Origin of the sequence: Photobacterium makurazakiensis (assembly GCF_050336715.1) — a bacterium.
GTDB classification, from domain to species: Bacteria; Pseudomonadota; Gammaproteobacteria; order Enterobacterales; family Vibrionaceae; genus Photobacterium; species Photobacterium makurazakiensis.
Genome location: NZ_JAKJSJ010000009.1, coordinates 331,056 through 350,243, shown reverse-complemented (window position 1 = coordinate 350,243; position 19,188 = coordinate 331,056). Strand labels below are relative to the sequence as shown.

The window sequence follows — 19,188 nt, the reverse complement described above, 5'->3', positions numbered from 1 at the left end:
TGATAGTGAATTTTGAAATAATCACAAGTACAACCCGTTTGGAAACTGTGTGCTTGCATGCTCGAAACCAAACCGCGGTAATGCTTGATACCGAGTTTGTTCGAACCCGTACTTTGTATCCAAAGCTGGGTTTAATTCAGTTATTCGATGGTGAATTACTGTCATTAATCGATCCACTTGAGATCGAAGACATGACACCGCTGTGGGATTTGCTGCGTGATCAGTCTGTCATTAAAGTGCTACATGCTTGCGGTGAAGACTTAGAGGTCTTCCAGCATTATGCGGGCTGCCTACCTGTGCCGATGATCGATACACAAGTGATGGCATCTTTCTTAGGTTATGGTGTCTCTGCTGGCTTTGGAACGTTAGTGAAAGACTTCCTTGGTGTCGAGCTTGATAAAGGCGAAGCGCGCACCAATTGGATGGCTCGTCCCCTAACCGATAAGCAATTAGACTACGCCGCTGCTGACGTATACTACTTGATGCCGCTATATCAAAAGCTACTACCGCTGGTGGAAGAAAAGGGCTGGTCTGAAGCACTAGAGCAAGAGTGCGCGGGGCTGATGTTAAAGCGCATCAAAACTGTTGATCCTGATAAAGCCTACCTTGATATCAAAAATGCATGGCAACTCAATCCTAAGCAATTGGCTGTTTTGCAGAAAGTGGCAAGATGGCGATTATTGGAAGCTCGCAAGCGTGATTTAGCGTTGAACTTTGTTGTTAAAGAACTCAACCTGTGGAAGCTTGCTCGTTACAACATTAAATCTAAAGCTGTAATGGGTAGTGAAGGTTTTGAGCCGATGGAAGTGCAGCGCCACGGTACTCGTTTATTAAAAATGGTTTATGACGCAGAAGATATGTTGCCAGAACAATACCCAGACAAAATTGTTCGCTTGGTCGATTTAACTGGTTATAAGCAAAAGGTGAAAACGCTAAAAGATGTTGTGACTCGCGTTGAATCTGAAACGGGTTTAATGCCAGAGTTTTTAGCATCGAAAAAACAAATTAATCAGCTTATCTCTTGGGCGTGGAAGCAGCAGCGTCCACAAGATGACTTGCCTGATATGCTTAAAACGTGGCGTAAGGCATTATTTGAAGAGAAAGTGTTACCTCTGCTAGACAAATAAGCTTGAGCTTCGGGCATTTGGCAAAAAGCCCTCACTGCTATGTTATGACGAGTAACGAATAGCAAGCAGTGAGGGCTTTATATTTTTAGTGTAGCGCTTGGTCAGATCATTTATCTTCGTCTGGGAGCGTTACGTTCAGTTCTAGCACTGATAAGTCTTCTTCTTTATGATCTAAGTTGACTGTTACTTGCTCAGGGTTGATTTCAACGTATTTTCGGATCACGTCCAAAATGTCTTTTTTCAACTGAGGTAAATAGCTCGGTGTGCCTTGATCACTTGAACGGCGCTCCGCAACAATAATTTGCAAACGCTCTTTTGCCAAGCTTGCAGTTGTTGTTTTTTTGGGACGGAAGAATTCTAGCAAAGCCATAGTTCATTACCCTCCAAATAGACGTTTTAGGAAGCCTTTCTTTTCTTCATCGAGAAAACGGAATGGGCGTTCTTCTCCAAGTAGGCGAGCAACAGTATCTTCATATGCTATGCCAGCGTCAGATTCTTTATCGAAAATAACGGGTTCGCCTTTGTTTGATGCATTTAAGACCGCCTGACTCTCAGGGATAACACCTAACAGAGGAATATGGAGAATTTCTTCTACATCCGATACGCTTAGCATTTCACCTAAGGTGACACGTGCTGGGTTATAGCGTGTCAGTAATAGGTGCGTTTTCACTGGCGCTTCGGCATTTTCTGCACGACGAGATTTAGAGTCAAGAATACCGAGAATACGGTCAGAATCACGTACAGAGGAGACTTCAGGGTTCGTGGTGACAATCGCTTCATCTGCGAAGTACAACGCCATGAGTGCGCCGGTTTCGATGCCTGCAGGCGAGTCACAAATAATGAACTCAAAGCCCATCTCAGCCATATCACTAAAGACACGCTCCACGCCTTCTCTACTCAATGCATCTTTATCGCGAGTCTGAGAAGCTGGCAGGACAAAAAGATTGTCTACACGCTTGTCTTTGATCAGTGCTTGATTAAGGTTTGCTTCACCGTTAATCACATTAACAAAGTCATATACAACACGGCGTTCACAGCCCATGATCAGGTCGAGATTACGCAGGCCGATATCAAAATCGATCACCGCTGTTTTTTTGCCCGATAGAGCAAGACCCGATGCAATCGCTGCACTAGAGGTTGTTTTACCCACGCCGCCTTTACCAGAGGTAACAACGATAATACGTGCCATCTTTAATTCCTTATCAAACGTTATAGAGCCAAATGCTCTATGTTTAAATTATTTTCAGCAAGTGAGATAACGACACCTTTACCCCAGAATTCGTCCTGAATTTTATCGCTTAACCAGTAGTTACCAGCTATGGAGATTAGTTCTGATTGGACGTTTTTACAAAAAATTGTGGCCTGTTGTTGGCCGTTTGCCCCTGCAATTGCACGCCCACGCAATGTACCGTAAATATGAATACAGCCGTCAGCGATAATTTCAGCGCCAGCGCTAACATGATTCATAACCACTAAATCACAATTTTTTGCATAAATTTGTTGGCCAGAACGTACCGGATTTCGGATTATTCTTGTTGGCTCCATCATAGGTTCAGCGACATTCGCCTGTTTGGCAGCATTCATGATGGCAAAACCGGCACTTTTAGCCGCCTCTTGCCGATCAGCACCTTTACAGCCGCTGATGCCAACAGGGATCATACCTGCAAGTTGCACACTTTCTTTCAACCGTGAAAAGTCGATGCTGTTACCTGCTTGACTGATATCAATAACGACAGGTGCGGCAGCAAAAAAATTAGGTGCTTGTTCTACCTTCTTTTTTAAAAAGTCGGCTGCTTTTTCTATGTCGCTGTCCACTAGGTGGAGGGCGGAGAGGGTGAATGACCCTCCTTTAAATTCTGCTGTCTTTGCCATATAAGTAGGACGACTGTCGCTAAATTAGCCGTTCGGGTACGTTATCTCTAGGTACTTAGCATGTTATATTCCCAAGCGTATATCAGCAAGCTATCCTTGCTTTTGCGTTGGAAATTCAGACAACCGTCTCATCCAAATGGAAGATTGCCCTTAGGAAGGGAATGATTCTTTGATATTGTGGTCTGAATGATGAGTCATTATAACGAATAGGTTTGATTCGTATGTTGTGTTCTATTTATAAAAGCCCGAAGAAAGACGGTACATATTTGTACATTAATAAGAAAGATGATTTTACTGCGGTACCAAAAGAGTTGATGGCGGCCTTTGGTATACCTCAGTTTGTGATGGTGTTGAAACTTGAAGGTGAGCGGAAGTTAGCTCAAGCTGATATAGAGAAGGTAAAGGCAGCGTTGGGTGGTACGGGTTATTACCTGCAAGTGCCGCCTCCTATAACGAATTTGCTAGAAGAGTATAAAGCTGAGAAAGCAGCAAAAAATACATAAAGGTAAATGTATGCAAAAGCGATTGATATCGGCCTTAGTGGCCCTAGGAATAGGATTTTCATCTGCAGCAATGGCTGCGGATGATGGCTTCGACAAGTATGTTGAAGGGCTAAAAGCAGAAGCTAAAGAAAAAGGAATTTCAGAGCCAATTATCAATTCTGCTTTTGATGGAATTACTTTTATTGAGCGCGCTGTAAAAGCGGATCAAAACCAACCTGAACGAAAATTAACGTTAGATGAATATATCCCAAGAGCGGTACCTGATTGGAAAATAAAACAAGCTAATGATCTTTATCAAAAGCATAAAACAACACTTGACCGGATTGGAGCACAATATGGTGTTCAACCACGGTTTATTGTTGCCCTTTGGGGGGTCGAAAGTAATTTCGGTCGCTTAATGGGAAATTATAATGTTATTGAAGCTTTATCAACATTAGCGTATGAAGGACGTAGAGAGTCCTTCTTCCGTACCCAAGTTATGGCGGCATTAGAAATATTAGATGCTAAACATATCAGCCCAGAAAATATGAAAGGTTCATGGGCGGGTGCAATGGGGCAGCCACAGTTTATGCCAACCTCATTTTTATCTTATGCCGTTGACGGTAATAACGATGGGAAGGTTGATATTTGGCAAACAGAAGCTGATGTTTTTGCCTCTGCCGCTAATTACTTAAAGCAGGCCGGTTGGAATGATGATTATACTTGGGGACGCCAAGTTAGCATTCCAAATACTATTAACCGTGATGCATTAGGTGCAGATAAAGAGAAGGGACGCTCCCTTTCAGATTGGCAGCAGCAAGGTGTTAGACGCCTTAATGGGCAAGCATTACCTCAAGTTGATATAGACGCCTGGCTTATTCAACCAGATGATGCTCAAGGTAGGGCATATTTGGTATATGGTAATTATCAGTCGTTACTCAAGTGGAATCGCTCTCACTATTTTGCTCTAGCGGTGAGTCACTTAGCGGATCAGATACGCTAACAATACGCAGCAATTACATAGCAGACTAAACCAGACTTCATTGTCTGGTTTTTTATACCAGCCGCGCAATGACGTGTCAGGAAAGGTTATTCTTCGTGAATATATTTGTCTATATATATAAACGGAAATAACTGAGTGTGATAAAGGAATATAACAATGTGTAAGAAATAAAAAACAGGGTAAAAAGGCAAGCAATTGATACTGTGAATGAGTTTACCAATGTACCTTACTGGTAGTAAAGGTTTGTTATTGARTGAGTTAGAAACAAAAAAACCCAGTTTTAAACTGGGTTTTCATTAGAATTTAACAACAAGAGTAAAGTTATTAAAGTTCGAAATCTTCTAGAGATTTACCTTCATCAAGTGCTTTTTTCAATGCGCTTGGTGTGCGGCCTTGGCCAGTCCACGTTTTTTCTTCACCGTTTTCATCGATGAACTTATATTTAGCTGGGCGTTGAGCTCGTTTTGCTTTTGGTGATTTATTTAGGCTAGAAAGTAATTCTTCTGGATCGATACCGTCTGCTAGAAGCATTTCACGGTATTGAGCTAGTTTCTCTGTACGTTCTTTTTCTTTCGCGATTTCTTCAGCTTCAGATTCTTCACGCTCACTAACAACTGTTTGAAGCTTTTCTAGTGCTTCCTGAAGTTGTTCTAGAGAATATTCACGAGAAAGTGCGCGAAGACTACGAAGGTTTAATAGTGCTTTCATTGCATCAGACATTTTTTTATTTCCTGTTGGTCTAAAACTATAAAAATAATAATAGCAGTGACAATTCTATAATTGCAATAATAATACTTTTAGTCAGTGAATGACAAATAAAAAATGTATTCTTGATTTGTTTTTTTTGTATTTAGCGGGGAGAATTCTCATTTGTAATAAATTGTAATGGGTATTTACAGTCAGATTCTTCAGTAAAAGGCTTTTTTTGTGACTATATTTGCCATTTGTTTCATATTAAATGGGCRTGTTTTAAATTATCTTTAAGCTCACTTGGGTATTGTGTCTTTTTTAACCATGGCAGCAAGACTATTCACTATTTCTGTTAATTTTTTCACGTTAAGTTGTTGCAATCGGATTTCTATTCCGTAGAATCAACCATTCCTTGACTAAGGGTAGAGGCGCATTATCTATAAGTAATAAACCGGAGGTGATTCCGATGAGGGTTTATGAAAGGAGCTAATGCCGAAGTAAATAAGGCTATCGAACTTTGTTTGCTGGGGTTGTCACCGAATAGGGACAGCACTGCCATAGTATATAATTACATTAACTATGGAGCGCTACTGTGGAGTCGGAAAAGGGTAACTTCTCTTCCTTACACTCTCTTAATCACGACATGAAGTCGTGCCAACAGTAGATCTCCAACCAGGATCGGTTGTAGTAGAGATCATGAATATTGTAGATTTTTCACATTCCTCAATGTCGTTGTTACCACCTTTGGTAGCATTGGCTCTTGCGATTTTAACCCGACGCGTCTTAGTGTCTTTGGGTGTCGGCGTAGTGCTTGGTGCATTCTTGCTGACAGACTTTTCTATTGGAAACACAGCTAGTTATATTGGCACGACGGCATTCGGGCTATTTATCGATGACGGTGCTATTAACAGCTGGAATATGAGCATTGTTGCGTTCTTGGTATTATTAGGAATGACGACAGCCTTGCTAACGCTTTCTGGCGGTACACGAGCATTTGCTGAGTGGGCGCAGACTAAAATTAAAAGTAAGCGTGGTGCGAAGTTATTAGCCGCATTCTTAGGTGTCTTCATTTTTGTTGATGATTACTTCAATAGTTTAGCTGTTGGCTCTATTTCACGCCCAGTAACAGATCGCTATTACGTTTCACGTGCAAAGCTTGCTTATATTTTGGATTCAACTGCTGCACCAATGTGTGTGCTAATGCCGGCATCAAGCTGGGGGGCATACATTATTACGCTGATTGGCGGCATTCTGGCATCACATGGTGTGACTGAATATACGCCATTAGGCGCGTTTGTTCAGTTGGCTCCGATGAACTTTTATGCTGTTTTTGCATTGATCATGGTGTTTGTTGTGGCTTGGTTCCAGATTGATGTGGGCCCAATGAGAAAGCATGAGCTAGATGCGAGTCATTGCCGTGGCTTCGATGAAGGTGATGAAGACAAGCGTGCTAAAGACTTAAATGACGAACTAGAAATTGAAGAAAGCCAAAATGGCCGTGTTGCTGATTTGGTTATGCCAATTGTTGCTCTTATCCTTGCCACTTTCTTCTTTATGATCTTTACAGGATACCAAGCACTTGCAGCTGATGGTTTGGCATTTAACCTTCTTGGCGCTTTTGAAAATACCGATGTAGGCATGTCACTTGTTTATGGTGGTACTATCGGATTTATTGCTGCCCTTATTCCAGTGCTGCGTCAGCGCCTTCCTGCTTCAGATGTTGCTGTAACATTGTGGATTGGTGCTAAGTCAATGTTTGGTGCGATTCTGATCTTATTGTTTGCGTGGTGTATTGGTAGCGTGATCAGTGATATGGCAACAGGTAAATACCTATCAACCTTGGTTGAAGGTAGCATTAACCCAATGTTCCTACCTGTTATCTTATTTATGCTTGCTGGCTTTATGGCATTTTCTACCGGTACGTCATGGGGTACGTTCGGTATTATGCTGCCAATCGCAGGTGACTTAGCAGCGGCAACCGACATTATGCTTATGTTACCAATGCTGGGCGCAGTACTAGCAGGTTCAGTTTTTGGTGACCACTGTTCTCCGATTTCTGATACGACTATCTTGTCGTCGACGGGCGCGCGTTGTCACCATATCGATCACGTATCTACTCAGCTACCTTATGCGTTGTCTGTGGCTGTTGTATCGTCGATTGGTTTCTTAGTGTTAGGCTTTACAGGTTCACTTGCTGTGGCCTTTATGACAGCAACACTCGCCTTTATCTTAGCGTGTGTAGCGTTATCTTGGTTGTCGCGTCGCCCACAAGTTGCGACAGCGAAAGCTTAATGGCTTAAACCACATTGTTAATGAAAAGCCTGCGTTTTGCAGGCTTTTTTTATGGTTACGGCTTAGGGTGAATAACTACAATCGCTCGCCGTAAAGCGCTGCTTAATGACTGGCCGGCATGAGTAGTAGAACGCTATGAAAATTGTAAGAAATGTGCTGACTCTTGCGCTTGCTCCTTTCAATTTCTATGGCTTTTCTGTAGCATCTCGGCAGTTTTTATGCACCAATCGTATGACTAGGGAAGCTTAATGGCCCAGATGTATTTCTATTACTCTGCAATGAATGCGGGTAAGTCAACCACACTGTTACAGTCTTCTTTTAACTATCGCGAGCGTGGAATGACACCTGTCATTTTTACTGCCTCTATCGACGATCGTTTTGGCAAAGGTAAAGTTAGCTCACGTATTGGCTTGCAAGAAGAAGCTGAATTATTTAACTCAGCTGATGACTTGTATGCACGCCTTCAAGATATTCAGCATGCACAAAAGATAGACTGTGTTTTAATCGATGAATGCCAATTCTTAACCAAAGAGCAGGTATATCAATTAACTGAAGTCGTCGATAAGCTCCATATTCCTGTGTTGTGTTATGGCTTACGCAGTGATTTCCGTGGTGAGTTGTTTGAAGGAAGCCGCTACTTGCTGGCTTGGGCAGATAAGTTGGTTGAGTTAAAAACCATTTGTCATTGTGGTCGCAAAGCAAATATGGTGATCCGCCAAGATGAAACTGGCCGTGCAATTGCCGATGGTGATCAAGTTGAGATTGGTGGTAATGATCGCTATGTCTCAGTGTGTCGCAAACACTACAAAGAAGCACTCGGTCGTTAATAAAATAATGATGAATGTAATGTAAGCCGTTCACTTACATTTTTGTTTTGTTCACTTATTTAAACAAATAAGCCTTACAATCGTGAGGCTTGTTTATTTATTCCCTCGTAAATTCTCCCACTTTTCTTAATCTTAGTTTTCTGATTTTGCCATGTAAAATTACTCATAAATATGCATATGCGGGTAAGCTGATGTTTTATCCGGAGAATAGCGCATAGTTATCCGAAGTGATGTTTTTGGGGGGTATTACGCTCAATAATTATTACTTAACAAGTTACTTGAACAGATTTAAGATAGCCCACTTTTTCTCACGCTCTAAATTTAGCCATCTCTATATCGCTAAACGAGGCCTGACATCTAAGGAATATCGTGATATCTAAATTACCCCGTTGGGTCGAGTCTGGGGCTTTCGTACTCGCATTGGTTGCTGGTTTTATTAATGCTGCAGGGTTATTGGGTTTCCAGCATCAATCAGTTTCACACTTATCCGGTACAGCGACATTGGTAGGTACTGGGTTTGTAAACTCTTCAATGAGTGATGTATTTTATTTATTTGCGATCATATTTAGTTTTCTTATTGGCTCTGCAATATCAGGCTACTTTCTACATGGTGGCACACTAAAGTTAAGTCGTAATTACAGCGGTGTACTGACGTTAGAAGCCATTTTTCTTTTTTGTGCCGCTTATTTGTTAACTAAAAACTCTTTTGGTGGGCTATATTGGGCTTCTGCGGCTTGTGGACTACAAAATGCACTCGCGACCAAATATAGCGGTGCCGTCATTCGAACCACGCATGTGACGGGAATATTTACCGATTTAGGCATTATGCTTGGCGCAAAAATAAGGGGTGAGACATTTGATAAAAGAAAGGCGTTACTGTTTCTGTTAATTATCTTGGGCTTTATTTCTGGCGGTGCGCTTGGGGCCTACTCCTTTAATTACCTTCAGTTTTATGCGTTGTATGTTCCAGCGAGCTTCTGTTTGTTTTTAGCGCTGTCTTATTCTCTTTATCGCACCAAAGTTAGACGCTGATGTTGGGAAGAAAAACAGCCAATAGTCACTCTCTTGGCTGTTTATACTCATAAGGTTGTTTTGTTCGTGAAGTGGACAGCAAGCGTTATGCTTTGTTGTGTCTTTCTTCTAAACGCTTCGTGATGTCCGCCAACGATAGCCCTTGATCTTGTAGCAAGACAACAAGGTGATAAATCAGATCTGCTGATTCGTTAACTAACTCCGCCTTGTCACCCGACGTTGCCGCAAGCGCGACTTCAACGCCTTCTTCGCCCACCTTTTGCGAAATACGTTTGGTACCGCGGGCATAAAGGCTTGCGGTGTATGAAGAGTCAGGATCTGCACCTTTACGAGCAGATAAGACTTGTTCAAGTTGATGAAGGAACACCAAGGCTGGCTGTTGTGCTTCGCCTTCTTGCGCAGTATCGCCATCAAAACAGGTCGTAGTGTTTAAGTGGCAAGTTGGACCTATAGGGTCAACTTGCACGAGTAATGTGTCTTGATCGCAATCGAGCTTAATGCTTTTTAGTTGCAGCACATTGCCAGAGGTTTCCCCTTTCGTCCAAAGGCGTTCTTTGGTACGCGACCAGAATGTAACTTGCTTGGTTTCAAGGGTTTTATTCAGCGCTTCGTCATTCATGTAACCAAGCATTAAGACTTGGCCACTGGTGTTGTCTTGGACAATAGCAGGGACTAATCCGTCTACTTTATCCCAATTAATACTGCTTGTTAGGCTCATAGTCGGATCTCCACATCTTGCTGTTTCAGGTATTGCTTAAGTTCATTGATATTAATGATTTGTTTATGGAATACTGAAGCTGCTAATGCGCCATCAACATTCGCTTTGTTGAAGGCATCGGCAAAGTGCACCATTTCACCAGCGCCACCCGAGGCAATAAGTGGCACATGGCAAACATCGCGCACCATATTCAGTTGGGTAAGGTCATAGCCATTACGAACGCCGTCTTGGTTCATCATATTTAGTACAATTTCACCTGCGCCACGACGCTGAACTTCTTCAACCCAATCACGGGTTTCCCAACGTGTTGCTTTGGTACGGCTTTCGTCACCAGTAAATTGGTAGACTTGATATCTACCTGTATCGGCATCGAAGTAGGAGTCGATACCAACAACAATGCACTGCACACCAAACTTATCAGCAAGCTGGGTGATGAGTTCAGGATTGGCCAGTGCCGGTGAGTTGATTGATACCTTGTCGGCGCCAAACTGCAAAATACGGCTCGCGTCTTCAGCTGACTTGATCCCGCCTGCGACACAGAATGGGATATCGATTACCTCTGCGACACGGGCGACCCAACTTTTATCTACTACGCGACCATCGCTCGAGGCGGTAATATCATAGAATACTAACTCATCGGCACCTTCTTCGGCATAGCGTTTGGCGAGAGGTACAATATCACCGATTATTTCATGGTTACGAAATTGTACGCCTTTCACGACTTGACCGTCACGGACATCAAGGCAGGGAATAATACGTCTTGCTAGCATGGTGTTACTCCTTATCCATTCCAGCAAGTAAAAGCTTGCTCTGCAGTAAATTTACCGTCCAATAGCGCCCGACCAACAATGACCCCTGCCACACCAGAGCCTTTTAGGGCTGCAATATCATCTAGCGAGCCAATGCCACCGGATGACTGGAACTGTACCTGTGGGTATTGCTGACACAGATCGATGTACAGCTCTACATTTGACCCTTCCAGTGTACCGTCGCGTGAAATGTCGGTGCACAGCACGTGCTTCAATCCGACTTTAAGAAAATCGTCCAGTAGTGCTTCAATCGTCACTCCTGAATCTTCCTGCCAACCAGATACTGCGACTTTACGATTGCCGTTAGCATCAATGTTGACATCCAGTGCTAGCACGATGTGCTCAGGACCATATTTTTCCATCCAGCCTTTAACAAGCTCAGGCTGTTTAACCGCCGTGGAGCCGATCACGACACGTTGTGCGCCAGCATTGAGCAGATCTGCGACGTCTTGCTCGGTGCGAACACCACCACCAATTTGAATATTGGCTGGTGTGCTGGCAAGTAGCTGCTGAATTAAATTAAGCTGACGAGCTGAAGTATCTTTGGCACCAGTAAGGTCGACAAGGTGAAGCCAGTTTGCACCAGCTTGATGATAGAGATTAAATTGCTCGGCTGGGTCGACCTTATATTCGGTTACCTTGCCATAGTCACCTTGAAACAGGCGGACAACCTGACCTTCAATTAAATCTAGCGCGGGAATAATCATAACAAATCCTTTTGGTGTCCTTACATTTCAAGAAAATTCTGAATCAGCTGTGAGCCTGCTTTGCTTGAACGTTCAGGGTGAAACTGCACGCCAAAGTAATTACCGCTCTGCACTGCAGCGGTGAAGGCGTTGCCATAATCACTGCGGGCGATAGTACGGCCGCCATTGGTTTGGCTATTTTCCATATTAAAGACAGGCATGGCGTAGCTGTGAACAAAGTAGAAATAACTGCCCGCAGGTATATCTTTAAATAGCGGGTGATCTGCTTCTGGCGTGATAGTGTTCCAACCCATGTGAGGTAGCGGTAATTCACCGACCTCCATTTTTTTCACAGGCGCATCACATAGACCAAGGCATGATACAAGTTCAGTCCCATTTTGGCCTTGCTCTTCAGATAGCTGGCCGAGTAACTGCATACCGAGACAAATGCCCAACAGTGGTTTATCAACCTGTTTTACCAGGTTGATCAGATCACGCTCCTCGAGGTTTTTCATCGCTTCACTTGCTGTTCCCACACCGGGAAGAAACAGCTTATCAGCAGCCAGTACAACCGTTGAGTCTTTGCTGACCGTGACGGCATAACCAAGTCGCTCGATTGCGAAGCGAACAGAAGAGACATTGGCACAGCCGGTATCAATGATCACAACCTGTTGGTTTGTGGTACTCATTACAACACTCCCTTGCTGCTTGGTAGCTCATTACCTTCAACCCGAATAGCTTGACGTAACGTGCGGCCAAAGGCTTTGAATAAGCTCTCAACAATGTGGTGATCATTGTTGCCGTCTGAGGAGAGGTGCAGTGTACACGCTAGTGTGTCAGTGAGTGAGCGGAAGAAGTGCGATACCATTTCTGTTGATAAATCACCAACTTGTTCGCGGCTGAACTGCGCATCAAACTTCAAATAAGGGCGTCCAGATAAATCTAATGCACATTGTGCTAGGCATTCATCCATCGGCAGGCTAAAGCCAAAGCGACCGATGCCGCGTTTATCTCCTAGCGCACGTTTTAGGGCTTCCCCTAATGCCAATGCGGCATCTTCCACACTGTGGTGATCGTCAATGTGCAAGTCACCATCAACCGTTAGCTCCATACGGAAACCGCCGTGAGTGGCAATTTGATCTAACATGTGGTCGAAGAAACCAAGGCCAGTTTCAATACGGTTGCCGCCAGATTCATCAAGGTTTACTTTAACCCGGATGTCGGTCTCTTTGGTTGTACGCACAACTTCTGCGATCCGAGGGCGAGTGGTAAGATCTTTAACGATCTGCTGCCAGCCTAGCGTCTCAGGATTGTATTGAATACCTCGAATAGCCATATTTTCTGCTAATTGAAGATCTGTTTGGCGATCACCAATCACTGCTGAGGTTTCAAAGTTGACTTTGCCTTGCTGCAAGTAATCTTTCACCATACCCAGTTTGGGTTTTCGGCAACTGCAGTTGTCTTCTTCGAAGTGCGGGCAGATCAATACATCGTCGAATTTGACGCCTTGAGACTCAAAGATCTCCATCATCATGTCATGCGGGGCATCAAAATCAGCCTGCGGGTAGCTGTCGGTACCAAGACCATCTTGGTTGGTTACCATTACCAGTTTATAGCCAGCATCTTGCAGTTGCAGTAGGGCTGGGATAACAAAAGGCTCTAGCTTTAGCTTATCAAGACGGTCAACTTGAAAATCGACTGGTGGCTCAACAATCAGTGTACCGTCACGATCAATAAATAAAATGTTTTGCTTGCTCACAATGTACGTCCTTAATACTTAATTCTTTCCTAGCTGCTCGCGAATAAAGGCCAGCGTCTTTTCGCATTCGTCACGGTTGCCGACACTGATGCGAATGCAGTTTTCAATTGGTGAACGGCGCAGAATAATACCGTGATTCCACAGTGCGTTGAATAAGGCATCGGCATCGAGGAATTTCACTAGTAGATAGTTGCCGTAGCCTTCATAAACGGTGACGCCTTCGAGCATGCCGAGACCGGCTTGCAAATATGCACGGTTGGCACTGATATCCAGTACTTGGAATTTGGTTTTTGCCTTGCCTGCTGGTGACAGTGCCTGTACTGCGATATCTGCTACGGGAACAGGCACGGGGTAAGGGGCAATAACCTTGAGCAGCAACTCTATTACGTCTTGGTTCGCAAGCGTAAAGCCGCAACGAAGCCCTGCAAGTGCAAATGCCTTTGATAACGTTCGTAAAATCACGAGGTTAGGATAGCTGTCGAGTAAATTGGCTGTCGTCGCTTCTAGGCAGAAATCGATATACGCTTCATCAACCACAACCAGTGCTTTATTCGCCGTCATATCGAGTAGGGCTTCGATATCATTACGGTTAATTAGGTTGCCTGTTGGGTTATTGGGACTACAGACAAAAACCAGCTTGGTGTTATCTAAGTTGGCTTGAATAGCATTAAGATCAAGTTGCCACTCACTGGTAAGCGGGACAGTTTTGGTTTTTACATCAAAGGTTTCTGCACTTATGGCATACATGCCATACGTAGGAGGACAATAAATAATACTGTCTTGGTTTGGTTCACAGAAAGCGCGGATTAGCAGTTCGATACCTTCATCGGCACCACGCGAAGTGAGTATCTGCTCTGGACGAACATTTGCGTAGTCAGCATAGGCTTCTATTAACTCATTCGGCTGGCATGTGCTATAGCGATTAAGGCGTTCACATTTGATATTGTATTCGTTCACAAAAGGAGACTCGTTGGCATTTAGCCAGATATCGCCGCTTCCGCCTAATCGTCGAGCTGACTGATAAGGCGTGAGTTCTCGTATTGTTTTTCTTGCGAGTTGTTCAATACTCATCGTATATCCCTTAATTAGCTTGTTTGTCAGCTTGTGCGGCCAATTTTTCCATACGAATGGTGACTGCTCGCTTATGTGCATCAAGGCCTTCAGCTTCGGCAATAGTGACAACTGTTGGGGCTAATTCACTTAAGCCACTGGCTGAAAGTTCTTGTACCGTCATACGCTTAGAAAAATCAGCTAAGCCAAGACTAGAATAGGTACGGGTATAGCCGTATGTCGGTAGTACGTGGTTTGTACCTGAAGCGTAATCGCCGACCGATTCTGGTGACCAATTACCCAGAAAAATCGAACCCGCGTTGTCTAATTGCGATACTAACTCTCGAGGGTTACGTGTCTGCACAATGAGGTGCTCAGGACCATAGTGGTTCGAAATTGACACACACTGGGTGAGACTATCAGCAATGATTAGAATACTTGAGCCCAGTGCTTCACGGGCAATGTCGGCACGTGATAATTGTTTAAGTTGTTGTTGAATAGCATCAGCGGTGCGATCGGCAATACTCGGGTCCGGTGTTACAAGTACCACTTGAGAATCAGGTCCGTGCTCGGCTTGGCTAAGTAAGTCTGCAGCGATGAAGTCGGGGTCTGCTGTACTGTCTGCGATGACTAATACTTCTGAAGGACCTGCTGGCATGTCTATAGCCGCACCTCGAAAGTCATTGCTGACTTGGCGCTTTGCCTCGGTGACGAAAGCATTACCTGGGCCAAAAATCTTATCTACTTTAGCGACGGTTTCTGTACCGTAAGCCATTGCAGCAACCGCTTGTGAGCCGCCAACATTGTAGATTTCAGTAATGCCACATAGTTCGGCCACATACAGTATTTCATCGGCAATCGGTGGTGGTGAACAAAGAACAACTTCACGACAACCTGCAATTTGTGCTGGTACGCCTAACATTAATACGGTTGATGGTAATGGTGCACTGCCGCCTGGAATATATAGACCCACAGAGTTAATAGGGCGAGTGACTTGCTCACACACAACCCCTGGCTGAGTTTCAACGCGTAGCGTTGGCTGCTTTTGTGCTTTGTGAAATGTCGCAATATTCTGATAAGCCTGCTGGAGCGCCTGCTTCATCGTGCTCGTTAAACGTGCCGATGCTGCAGATACTTCCTCTTGACTGACTTTAATTGAGTCAGGCTTTACCCCATCAAACTTCTCAGTTAGCTCAAGCAAAGCTTGGTCGCCACGTTGACGAACATCGTTAATCACATTGGCAACAATCGCTGTGATGTTAGCCCCTTCAGTAATAGCGGGGCGTTCAAGCAGGCTTTCTTGTTGGCTTTCGCTGAGTGATTGCCATACAACCGTTTTCATGGCTTACTCCATCATTTTTTCAATTGGTAGAACAAGAATGGAGCTAGCACCAAACTCTTTAAGTTGTTCCATGGTTTCCCAAAATAGGTTTTCTGAGCTCACTAAGTGAATGGCTACGCGAGTTTTATCTTGTGACAGTGGCATTACGGTTGGATCTTCTGCGCCAGGTAAGAGGTCTTTGATTTGCTCAAGGCGATCTGTTGGCGCGTGTAGCATGATGTACTTCGATTCTTTCGCTTGAATAACACCTTGCATCCGGGTTAAAAGGCGATCGATAAGCGCTTGCTTATCTGGAGAGAATTCACCAGTACGTTGAATTAATACCGCTTTCGAACGCAGAATCACCTCGGCTTCTTTTAAGCCATTTGCTTCAAGTGTTGCACCGGTTGAAACCAAATCACAAATCGCATCGGCCAAGCCAGCACGCGGAGCGACTTCAACTGAACCATTGAGCATACAAGTGCTAAACTCTACGCCTAGATCATCCATGTAACGCTTAACAAGCTGCGGGTAAGTCGTTGCAATACGCTTACCTTGTAGATCTTGTGGACCGTTGTAGTCAGTATCTTTATCGACAGCAATAGACAGGCGGCAACCACCAAAATCTAGACGTCGCAACTTCGTATATTCTGCGGGTTCACCACGGGCAATACGTTCCAAACCGACTTCTTCAAGCTCATTTTCGCCGATAACCCCAAGGTCAACCACACCATCCATGATCAAACCTGGAATATCATCATCTCGTACCAGGAGTAGGTCGATAGGCATGTTTTCGGCGTGAACGACTAAACGCTCGCCCACCATATTGAATTTTACGCCACAGCGCTTGAGTAGATTTTGGCACTCTTTACTTAAGCGTCCTTTCTTTTGAATTGCAATTCGAAGTCGTTGTGTCTGCATTGTATAAATCCCTATACTCGATGTTGAGCTTAAAATTGAAAAACCCCCGGAAGATTGCTCTTCCGGGGGTCTGAATTTTATTTTTCGCTGACCGCTGGAAGAGAATTTTGCGTCTTCCAGAGCGAGGCGTATCCTCCCGAAAGACTAATCAGGATGATGATGGTGATGTAGGTTAACCATTGGGATACGCATAAATATGTACTCTGTCTAAATCTTTATTAACGCTTGCTTGTTAATCACATTAACGAAGCTGGTTTTATTTTGCAATGGTATTTTTACGGATTTATTAAATTTCTTCGAGGCTTATGAATTCATATCTGGATTTATCGTATTTAGTTCAAAAGTTAGCCTTATCTGCCATGGTTTTTAATGTGGTTCAAGGCTATTAAATAAGTGCTCGTTACAAGCTGTTAGCATTATTCGAGTGAAGCCCTTTGCCGTTTACACATAGATATCTAGCAGGCCTTTAGGCGGCCGTTTTTTGGGCTGCTGTTTTTGTTCTTCATTTTCTGGTTCAGCTTTTGGCTCAACTTTTTGTTTTCGCTCGCTGATAGGTGATGCTTGGGTGACTTTTTTTAATTGTTTCTGGGCAGACAGTGGGAGATTGTTATTAGGGTTTATCATGTCATTACCTCATCATCATCGTTTCAGAATAAAAGTGCTGGTCACTATTTAGTCGGCAAACGAAGGAAAAGGTTGAGTARAGTTTGATCTAAAATGTGATTTTTGGGGGAAAGATCGACGTTTTGATGGGGGGGGGAGCCTATATAAAGGAGCCATACCCTACCTTAGCAAAGGTAAGGCAGGGAGCTTTAACGAGGATTAGCCGCAACACTTTTTGTGTTTTTTACCACTACCGCATGGGCAAGGGTCATTGCGACCGACTTTTTCGTTAACTGCCGGGCGACTGTCTACTTCTGATGTGGAAGCTGGTTCAGGGTATTCGCCATCAATATAATACCATTGACGCTGACCATTATTGTCTTCTTGTAAAAATCGCGAGCGTTCTTGAAGGCAGTATTCGTTTTCTCCGTCACGGTAGTACGCTTTGAATTCGACGAAACCTTCGCCAGAATTGGCAATTTCACTGCTGATTATTTCAAGACCAAGCCATTCACTATGTACCGAATCTGCTATTGCGTCTCGGTGCTGCTCTGCTTCACAACTTGGGTGATAAGTAGCAACGACATAATCAACAAGGCCGAGTACATGTGCGCTGTATCGTGAGCGCATTAGTTGCTCTGGGTGTTGGGCATTCGCTGGATTTTGATGGATAGGTTGACAGCACTCTGCGAGAGAGCGTTGACTGCCGCAGGGACATAACAAACTTTGCTGGGCCATGGTTTACTCGGTTACTGTTCGCTCAAAAATAGTCGCCCATTTTAAGGACTCTAAGTACAGTTCTGCAACGATAGATTCACTGAGGTTCAATGATTGACAAATAAGTTTGATTTTTTGCCAGTCAGCATTGTCATAGGCGATTGCTAAGCGCAATAAACAGCCGAGTTTACCTTGTTGGTACACGAGCGCTTGACGAACAATTGCTTCCAGAGGCAGTTGTTCTATCAATACTTCAATAGGTTGATCTAGCATTGAATCTAGTAGCGAAAATAATCCGGTTAAAAAGGCGTGATTACGGCTTATCTTCGGCTCAAGGTGCTGCGAGAGGCGTTCACAAAAGCGTGCTCGTTGTATCGATAGGCTATATAAAGAGGCTGGCTTATCTTCAGTGGCATGCGATGTTGCCACAAACATAATAAAACGCCTGAGCTTTTCTTCTCCGAGGTATACCAAGGCTTGTTTGAATGAAGATATTGGCTTTGCACGGGTGTAGGTTATGTTATTAACATGATGGAGTAACTTGTATGAAAGCGATACATCGGTTGCAATAATCTTTTCTATTTTATCGAAATCAACGTTATGTTGACTTATCTCTTTGTATAACCGTAGTGTCGTTAGTGCCGAAGGTGACAATGTTTTACGACGCACCATTTCTGGCTTACTAAAAAAGTAACCTTGGAAAAGGTGGAACCCCACATCGTAGCATTGTTGAAACTCCGCTTGGGTTTCAACTTTTTCTGCCAGAAATATCAGTTTACTTTTTTTGTGAAATTGAATGAAAAAACTAGCTTTTTCGATCGGCGTAATTCGAATATCGAATTTGATGATATGAACATAGGGCAGAAAACGGTTCCACTGCGGTGAAGGAACAAAATCATCAAGGGCTAAGGTGTACCCTTTTTGGTTTAATTCAATGATCGCTTCTAGTAATTCATCCGTCGGCTCGCACGTTTCCAGGACTTCAATAATGAAACATTGTTTTTTAAACAGGAGTGGGGTGCGGTTAACAAGGCTGGTGTAAGGAAAATTTACAAACGCTTTTCGGCCTGCGGTAATATCTGTTGTACTCGAAGACAGGAAGTTATCCGCTAGTAAGCGGTTAGTCGCTTGTTCATCGGCAATATTGGGGAAGGCGTTATTTGGGCCATCCCGAAATAATAATTCGTAGCCAATGGTTTCCTTGTCCCTGTTCATCACTGGTTGGCGAGCAAGATATGATTTCATGAAAAAGTATCAAATAGAAACGATCAGATAAAAT

General features: G+C 43.7%; 21 protein-coding genes, 1 riboswitch and 1 other annotated feature. Of the genes, 6 read left to right on the top strand and 15 right to left on the bottom strand.

Annotation, left to right across the window (positions count from 1 at the left end):
* Positions 1 to 5 precede the first annotated feature (5 nt).
* Positions 6 to 1,127: a ribonuclease D gene (rnd, locus tag L4D09_RS01900; protein ID WP_428455793.1), complete on the top strand. Its 1,122-nt coding sequence runs from the start codon at positions 6 to 8 to the stop codon at positions 1,125 to 1,127.
* Between the two features lie 106 nt (positions 1,128 to 1,233).
* Here rnd and minE read toward each other — a convergent pair whose 3' ends face one another.
* From minE to minC, 3 genes are read right to left on the bottom strand one after another with little or no spacing between them, the layout of a single operon-like run.
* The gene (gene minE / locus L4D09_RS01895; protein ID WP_428455792.1) at positions 1,234 to 1,497 is read right to left on the bottom strand and encodes a cell division topological specificity factor MinE; all 264 of its coding nucleotides are present in this window, start codon (positions 1,495 to 1,497) and stop codon (positions 1,234 to 1,236) included.
* Positions 1,498 to 1,503: 6 nt separating this feature from the next.
* Positions 1,504 to 2,316: a septum site-determining protein MinD gene (gene minD, locus L4D09_RS01890; protein WP_428455791.1), complete on the bottom strand. Its 813-nt coding sequence runs from the start codon at positions 2,314 to 2,316 to the stop codon at positions 1,504 to 1,506.
* A gap of 20 nt (positions 2,317 to 2,336) precedes the next feature.
* Entirely contained in the window at positions 2,337 to 2,999 is a 663-nt protein-coding gene (minC, locus tag L4D09_RS01885) for a septum site-determining protein MinC (RefSeq protein WP_428455790.1), read from the bottom strand.
* Positions 3,000 to 3,220: 221 nt separating this feature from the next.
* On the opposite strand from minC, the gene L4D09_RS01880 reads away from it, so the two are divergent.
* Positions 3,221 to 3,502: a YcgL domain-containing protein gene (locus tag L4D09_RS01880; protein ID WP_428455789.1), complete on the top strand. Its 282-nt coding sequence runs from the start codon at positions 3,221 to 3,223 to the stop codon at positions 3,500 to 3,502.
* A 10-nt stretch (positions 3,503 to 3,512) separates the two neighbouring features.
* A complete protein-coding gene (locus tag L4D09_RS01875) occupies positions 3,513 to 4,484 on the top strand; it encodes a lytic murein transglycosylase (protein WP_428455788.1) in 972 nt (323 codons plus the stop codon).
* 324 nt (positions 4,485 to 4,808) lie between these two features.
* Here L4D09_RS01875 and L4D09_RS01870 read toward each other — a convergent pair whose 3' ends face one another.
* Entirely contained in the window at positions 4,809 to 5,204 is a 396-nt protein-coding gene (locus L4D09_RS01870; RefSeq protein WP_428455787.1) for an H-NS family histone-like protein, read from the bottom strand.
* 385 nt (positions 5,205 to 5,589) lie between these two features.
* A riboswitch (Lysine riboswitch) is annotated at positions 5,590 to 5,772 on the top strand.
* 98 nt (positions 5,773 to 5,870) lie between these two features.
* On the opposite strand from L4D09_RS01870, the gene L4D09_RS01865 reads away from it, so the two are divergent.
* The 3 genes from L4D09_RS01865 to L4D09_RS01855 all read left to right on the top strand — a co-directional run bounded on the left by L4D09_RS01865 (position 5,871) and on the right by L4D09_RS01855 (position 9,325).
* The gene (locus L4D09_RS01865) at positions 5,871 to 7,466 is read left to right on the top strand and encodes a Na+/H+ antiporter NhaC family protein (protein WP_428455786.1); all 1,596 of its coding nucleotides are present in this window, start codon (positions 5,871 to 5,873) and stop codon (positions 7,464 to 7,466) included.
* 248 nt (positions 7,467 to 7,714) lie between these two features.
* A complete protein-coding gene (locus tag L4D09_RS01860) occupies positions 7,715 to 8,293 on the top strand; it encodes a thymidine kinase (protein ID WP_428455785.1) in 579 nt (192 codons plus the stop codon).
* A 369-nt stretch (positions 8,294 to 8,662) separates the two neighbouring features.
* On the top strand, positions 8,663 to 9,325 hold the full coding sequence (locus L4D09_RS01855; protein WP_428455784.1) for a YoaK family protein: 663 nt from the start codon (positions 8,663 to 8,665) through the stop codon (positions 9,323 to 9,325).
* Between the two features lie 85 nt (positions 9,326 to 9,410).
* On the opposite strand, the gene hisIE is transcribed toward L4D09_RS01855, so the two are convergent.
* From hisIE to L4D09_RS01800, 11 genes are all read right to left on the bottom strand, one after another.
* On the bottom strand, positions 9,411 to 10,043 hold the full coding sequence (hisIE, locus tag L4D09_RS01850; protein ID WP_428455783.1) for a bifunctional phosphoribosyl-AMP cyclohydrolase/phosphoribosyl-ATP diphosphatase HisIE: 633 nt from the start codon (positions 10,041 to 10,043) through the stop codon (positions 9,411 to 9,413).
* Entirely contained in the window at positions 10,040 to 10,813 is a 774-nt protein-coding gene (gene hisF, locus L4D09_RS01845; RefSeq protein ID WP_428455782.1) for an imidazole glycerol phosphate synthase subunit HisF, read from the bottom strand. Before hisF ends, hisIE begins: the two co-directional genes overlap by 4 nt.
* A gap of 11 nt (positions 10,814 to 10,824) precedes the next feature.
* The gene (gene hisA / locus L4D09_RS01840; protein ID WP_428455781.1) at positions 10,825 to 11,559 is read right to left on the bottom strand and encodes a 1-(5-phosphoribosyl)-5-[(5-phosphoribosylamino)methylideneamino]imidazole-4-carboxamide isomerase; all 735 of its coding nucleotides are present in this window, start codon (positions 11,557 to 11,559) and stop codon (positions 10,825 to 10,827) included.
* A gap of 20 nt (positions 11,560 to 11,579) precedes the next feature.
* The gene (gene hisH, locus L4D09_RS01835) at positions 11,580 to 12,227 is read right to left on the bottom strand and encodes an imidazole glycerol phosphate synthase subunit HisH (RefSeq protein ID WP_428455780.1); all 648 of its coding nucleotides are present in this window, start codon (positions 12,225 to 12,227) and stop codon (positions 11,580 to 11,582) included.
* Positions 12,227 to 13,297, bottom strand: coding sequence for a bifunctional histidinol-phosphatase/imidazoleglycerol-phosphate dehydratase HisB (gene hisB / locus L4D09_RS01830; protein WP_428455779.1), 1,071 nt, complete (start codon positions 13,295 to 13,297; stop codon positions 12,227 to 12,229). The genes hisH and hisB overlap by 1 nt, the downstream gene beginning before the upstream one ends.
* Positions 13,298 to 13,315: 18 nt before the next feature.
* Positions 13,316 to 14,368: a histidinol-phosphate transaminase gene (hisC, locus tag L4D09_RS01825; RefSeq protein ID WP_428455778.1), complete on the bottom strand. Its 1,053-nt coding sequence runs from the start codon at positions 14,366 to 14,368 to the stop codon at positions 13,316 to 13,318.
* Between the two features lie 10 nt (positions 14,369 to 14,378).
* On the bottom strand, positions 14,379 to 15,689 hold the full coding sequence (gene hisD, locus L4D09_RS01820) for a histidinol dehydrogenase (RefSeq protein WP_428455777.1): 1,311 nt from the start codon (positions 15,687 to 15,689) through the stop codon (positions 14,379 to 14,381).
* 3 nt (positions 15,690 to 15,692) lie between these two features.
* A complete protein-coding gene (gene hisG, locus L4D09_RS01815; RefSeq protein ID WP_428455776.1) occupies positions 15,693 to 16,589 on the bottom strand; it encodes an ATP phosphoribosyltransferase in 897 nt (298 codons plus the stop codon).
* Between the two features lie 34 nt (positions 16,590 to 16,623).
* Positions 16,624 to 16,758: a sequence feature (His leader region), on the bottom strand.
* A gap of 272 nt (positions 16,759 to 17,030) precedes the next feature.
* Positions 17,031 to 17,213 carry a hypothetical protein gene (locus L4D09_RS01810; RefSeq protein WP_428455775.1) on the bottom strand — a complete coding sequence of 61 codons (183 nt, stop codon included), beginning with the start codon at positions 17,211 to 17,213 and terminating at the stop codon, positions 17,031 to 17,033.
* A gap of 198 nt (positions 17,214 to 17,411) precedes the next feature.
* Positions 17,412 to 17,930, bottom strand: coding sequence for a YchJ family metal-binding protein (locus tag L4D09_RS01805; RefSeq protein WP_428455774.1), 519 nt, complete (start codon positions 17,928 to 17,930; stop codon positions 17,412 to 17,414).
* A 3-nt stretch (positions 17,931 to 17,933) separates the two neighbouring features.
* Positions 17,934 to 19,154 (bottom strand): EAL and HDOD domain-containing protein, encoded by a 1,221-nt coding sequence (locus tag L4D09_RS01800; RefSeq protein WP_428455773.1) that lies wholly within the window; start codon positions 19,152 to 19,154, stop codon positions 17,934 to 17,936.
* Between the last annotated feature and the right edge of the window lie 34 nt (positions 19,155 to 19,188).